The sequence below is a fragment of the Hydrocoleum sp. CS-953 genome, assembly GCF_002260545.1.
Classification (GTDB): Bacteria; Cyanobacteriota; Cyanobacteriia; order Cyanobacteriales; family Microcoleaceae; genus Trichodesmium.
On sequence record NZ_LGSU01000711.1, the window covers coordinates 1 to 4331 of the forward strand.

Annotated in this window: 3 protein-coding genes; all 3 read right to left on the reverse strand. The window is 35.9% G+C overall.

The annotated features are described in order from the left end of the window. On the reverse strand, positions 1-844 hold an 844-nt coding region (gene tcmP, locus AFK68_RS08310; protein ID WP_143437685.1), incomplete at its 3' end, for a three-Cys-motif partner protein TcmP. 174 nt (positions 845-1018) lie between these two features. After that, positions 1019-2845, reverse strand: a complete 1827-nt coding sequence (locus AFK68_RS08315; RefSeq protein ID WP_094672330.1) for a serine/threonine-protein kinase — start codon at positions 2843-2845, stop codon at positions 1019-1021. Between the two features lie 888 nt (positions 2846-3733). Continuing rightward, positions 3734-4165: a hypothetical protein gene (locus AFK68_RS08320; protein WP_094672331.1), complete on the reverse strand. Its 432-nt coding sequence runs from the start codon at positions 4163-4165 to the stop codon at positions 3734-3736. Between the last annotated feature and the right edge of the window lie 166 nt (positions 4166-4331).

Genomic DNA, 4331 nt, shown 5'->3' on the forward strand with positions numbered 1-4331 from the left:
AATATAAAACAACTGTAAAACCTTTAGGTATTAGAGAAAATGTATGTATGTGTTTAGTGTTTCCTTTATCTCTAAATAATCTGAGAGACTCATTCCTTAGATAGCGTTGCCCGTCAACTATATCAAGTTGTTTAAAGTTTTCTAATTCATAATACCCACTTGCTTCTAAAATTTTATTAAAATTGGTTGTATCATCACTATGTTTACCCATAGCAAACCTTTTCAAATAATCGATCATGTAGGTGTAGAGAATTTCTGAACCCTTGAGAGTATTTATGCGCCTGATACTACTCATTGATACATCACTCCACCCAAAAGGATCGATTAAAAAGAAGGAATGACCTTTGCGATTTTTGGCTGTATCTATACAATGATAAACAGCATTTTCAAAATCCCTACAAATAAATTCACACTGCTCTATTAAACTACCAAAATCTCCAGAAATTTCATGTTGTTGTTGATTTACTAATTCTTCCAGACCTGCTTCTAACATAGAATAATTTTTCAAGCAGTTTATATGATTTTTCTTGTTATCTATAAAAATATATTTAACATTGAGCGGATACTTGCGTTTACATTTTTTCTGAGCTGAACGAACAGCTTTAATGATTCTAATAGGAGAACCTTCCCACTTTCTTGAATCCTCTTGGTCATCATACATACCACCACCACAAAATCCATCTATGAAAGTAAAATTTTCTTCTCCACGCCTTGTTTTCTGATGAAGAGTTATAATCAGATTTTCTATATATTCTTCGATAATTTGATGCTTTGCTTTAGTATGAGGATCTATTGTAGGAAGTTCACTACCATCAGCACCCCATTTTGCTTTCGAGTTACTCATTATTGCTTTTCTCCAGAAATAAAATTATTACAAAATTATCAGTCTTTTTTAGTCTATAATTAAAAATTTTCTAACATAAAACAGCTTATTAATACTTGCCATAACACACTACAAAAAAATTCCTTACAACTGAAGAATAAGAATGATTCTTATAGGATTAAATTTATAACCCAACTAACTCACCCTCCTCCACACACCCACACTCCCATCGCCACAACCCGCCGCCAACATCTGACCATCTACACTAAATGTTACCGCATTTACTACCGCTTCTTGACTCAAGACTCCTACTTCCTCCATTGTATAAGGATTCCATAAATACAAATTCCCATCCCGACACCCACTCGCCAACATCAAACCATCCGGACTCATCGCCACGCTATTCACTCCATCAGGATGCTGCAATACTCCCAATAAATCTCCAGTCGCTAACTGCCACAACCTCACAGTATTGTCACTACTACCACTCGCTAATATCTGACCGTCAGGAGCGATCGCCACACTTCTAACTACATCACTATGACCAGTCAAGGTCAACAACAATTTTCCAGTCGCCACATCCCATAACTTAATCGTCTTATCCCCACTCCCACTCGCTAAAACTTTTCCATCCGGACTAATAGCAACCGACTCCACCCATGCAGTATGACCTTTCAAAAATCCTCGCATTTTCCCACTACCGAGATACCAAACCTTTACCGTCTTGTCACCATGACTGCTTGCCAATATTTGACCATCTTGACTAATAGCGATCGCCTGCACAGCACCCCAGTCTTGACCAAACCAATTCCCCAAAGTTCGCACCAACTTTCCTGTACCCAAATTCCAAACTTTTACCGTACAATCATTACTCCCACTCACCAAAGTCTGACCGTCCGGACTAAAAGCGATCGCCTGCACCCATCCCGAATGACCGAACATCCAACCTCCTAAAGTCCGAGGTTCGCTCCTGGTTCCCAGAGTCCAGACTTTAATACTATTATCTTCTCCTCCACTCACGAGAGTCTGACCATCAATACCAAATGCTACAGTTCTCACTTTGTCACCATGACTTTCTAAACTTTCCAATGCTTCCCAAGAACTGCCTACTGTTTGCATTAAATCTTTTAAAACTTCTTCTGCTGAATGATAACGTTGTGACAACGAGACTTGCAACATTTTATTAATGATATTACTCAAGGATGTACTCACAGGTCTCGGTAAATGTTGTTGCCATAACCACTCGTCACCGTGACGCAAGTCAAAAGGATCTAGTTGAGTCATTAACTGTATACAAACAACACCTAAACTATAGATATCGCTAGCAAATACTGGTTGACCCATTAATTGTTCTGGAGCTGTATATTCTGGGGAACCGATGACAGTACCAGTTTTAACTGTGGGATGAGTAGAAATAGCTTTAGCAGCACCGAAACCGACTAAACATACATTTTCGTCCCAGTCATATCCGCTTTCATCAGCACCACGACGAATAATATTTTCTGGTTTAATATCGCGGTGAATGACTTGATTTTTGTGGATAAACTGCAAGACTAGCAGTATTTCTCTGAGAAATTTTCTAATTTTTTGTTCGTCAAATATTCCCTGTTCTTTTAACTCTTGAGCTAAATTTTTTCCTTGTATATATTCTTGGACTAAATATTGATAGGATGAGACAACAAAATAAGCTAATAAACTGGGAATTTGGGGGTGTTTTCCCAGTTTGTCTAATTGTAATGCTTCTCTATGAAATGATGTTGATGCTTTTTCTATTTCATTGATATTTTGTGGTACATTTTTGCCTGGAGTAGCTATTGGTAAAAATTGTTTAATTACAGAGATTGGTTTTGATGGAATATCTTGATCGACTGCTAAGAATGTTCGGCTAAATGTGCCGATTCCGATTGGTTTTAGGAGGCGGTAATGTTCTCTTAAGATTAGTTTTGCTCCGCAACTTTGACAGAATTTATTTTTGTCTGGGTTTTGAGGTTTTTGGCAGGTAGGATTATAGCAATAACTCATAAATTTTTCTAGTGAAATATTGTCTATTATACCAAGGGTGAAAAAAGAATGTTACGAATCATAAGTGTGATTAAAGGACTTTACCGAAAAATCCAGGTATAAAGCCTCTCTATTCATGGAGAAAAAGCGGTCGTTAACGTTTGCGTAGCATTCCGTAAGGAAAGTTTTCCGTAGGATGGGATGGATGAGTTACCTAACCATATCCAATCTCCCCTTGAGAAGAAAAAAAATTCCTTTTAGGCAATCCTTCTATTACAGAAGAGGTAATTATTAATTATTAATGATTAATTGTTGAAAGGAGATGTGCCTTTGACAAAAAAGATAATTTCCGCAGCTCAAAAATGGTATTGAAGCCATTCCCATGCGACTCCTGACTCCTAATAAATAGCCTAGTTATTTGTAGCAAACATTTATCAAATTAGTATTATAGCAGTTTCCATTTGAATAGACTACAGTAGGGAAGTTCCATGGAACGTCCCTACAAGGGTTATGATTTTGAATCTGTGGTTCAGGAATCTGAAAAGTGTTGTAGGAACTAATACAAGTTTAATAAATGTTTACTATAAATAGTTTAGTTGCTGCTTAGGAGTCATAAATAAAAAATAAAAAAGCATAAAAATTCTAGATTTTATTGCTCTATCGTAGCGATAAATTTATATAATAAAGAAGCAATTTTATTCAAGAGTTCAATTATTGAAATCAAAATTTATTGCACCTGTATTATATTAAATCCGCTTGGTTTGAAGTGTTATAAGAAACCGGGTTTATAGAAGGTATATGTTATTCTGGTGGGGAATTTAATACCAACCCGGTTTCTCTAGTTTTTTCTACCTATACTAGCAGATTTGGTATTACAGGATTTTTAATTAATTTAGCAACAAAATTTCATTATTTCTGTTTTTGATAGAAATCCAAAACTTTATTAGTATAGTTAGCAGTCTCGCCTTGATTATATTGCTCTGGGTCTCCTGTCATCCACCATGCTGCTGCTCGACGTACTGCTAATGACTCATCATTACCACTAGCAGCATATTGTTCATTTAAAATATCTTCCATTACGCATTCTAAAACCTTCCTAGCTTTTGTTGTGTTTGCCTCAAATTCTTCCACAGTCATTTGCTTCCCTGGGCAAAGTCTTGACCATCTGAGAATATTTTCTGCTTTAACTTGCCAGTCGCTATATAACCCATCATTTTCTGTTCCCGTTTGTGGTGCTGCTAGTCGTAGAGCTTCTACTAATTTCTCAATGCTTTGGTTCTCTGCTTTTACTGGCATTACCCAAATTGTTAAAACAGCGATGATTCCTAATATAAATTTCATGGTTTTTTACCTTTAAGTGAAAGTCAAAACATAAATTTAATTTTATATTATATATCATAATAAATCCGGTTTAGTTATAAGCGTTATTGCTGAGATAAGTACCAAGTAATAAAAATAATTATATAGAGATTCTCAAATACCACAATAATTGATAAAAAGTTTGGTA